The sequence below is a fragment of the Pseudomonas sp. MF08875 genome, assembly GCF_059862525.1.
In genome coordinates, this window is the sequence record NZ_JCBCUW010000136.1 from 1 (window position 1) to 960 (window position 960).

Genomic DNA, 960 nt, shown 5'->3' on the forward strand with positions numbered 1-960 from the left:
GAGTCAGCTGCCGGTAATGCGTAGTCATCTGCGCTTGAATCCTTCGGTGTGAGAGCCTGGATTCTACCGGTGGCTGGCTCTCTGCCTCTCGTTTCAAGCGTTGCGCTTATTCTATGAATTCAGGCATCAGTAATTCAAGTAGATGAAGATGGTTGCATGCATCTACTTTCTGCACCAAGTTTACCTGCGACTTATGCAAAAATAATTGAGGGGATGTCAATAAGCGATTGTATTGGTTCGTCCAGTACTGCTGCCTTCCTTGGAGAGTCGGTGGTCACTAGTGATATCGAGACTGATTCAACTTGGGCTGTGATACGTGATGATTTTCTGCCATTAGGTATTAATAGCTGTTGGTCAACTCCAATAAAAGGTGCTAGGGGAGTATCTATAGGTGTTCTGGCATTTTACTATGACGAGAAACGTATTCCCTCGCCGCTACATTAGCAGATGGTTGATGTGATTACCCCTCTATGTGCTCTTGCTATGGAAAGAGAGGCTAATCAAGAAAACATACGGAAACTTGCATTTTACGATAGTTTGACTGAGCTTCCCAATCGTAGCTTGCTGCATGCTAAGGCAGATCATGCCCTGATCGAAGCAAAACGTACAAAAACCTCATTGGCGGTTTTGTTTATTGATTTAGATCGTTTTAAACAGGTAAATGACTCGCTAGGTCATCCTGCTGGAGACGAACTGCTAAAAGTTATTGCTGAACGCCTTCACTCCAATCGTAGATCAACAGATATCGTAGGTAGGCTTTCAGGTGATGAGTTTGTAGTAGTGCTGCCGAATTGCAGTAGTGATTGTGTAATTGAGATAGTAGAAGAAATTAAGCTTGGCGGTTGCAGGATCTGAGTGCAACACGGTTATTGAATTGAAGCGGGAGCATCATGCCGCATCACCACGGCTTCTTGCATCACTTCGCCCATCACCTCGATCGGGCATTTGAAGTCGAAGCGT

2 protein-coding genes are annotated in these 960 nt (G+C 44.9%); both read left to right on the top strand.

Features of this window, described 5'->3' with window-relative positions; genetic code table 11:
- Positions 1-132 precede the first annotated feature (132 nt).
- Positions 133-444, top strand: coding sequence for a GAF domain-containing protein (locus AC19YT_RS28315; RefSeq protein WP_500611395.1), 312 nt, complete (start codon positions 133-135; stop codon positions 442-444).
- 3 nt (positions 445-447) lie between these two features.
- Positions 448-855, top strand: coding sequence for a diguanylate cyclase domain-containing protein (locus tag AC19YT_RS28320; RefSeq protein WP_500611394.1), 408 nt, complete (start codon positions 448-450; stop codon positions 853-855).
- Positions 856-960: the final 105 nt, after the last annotated feature.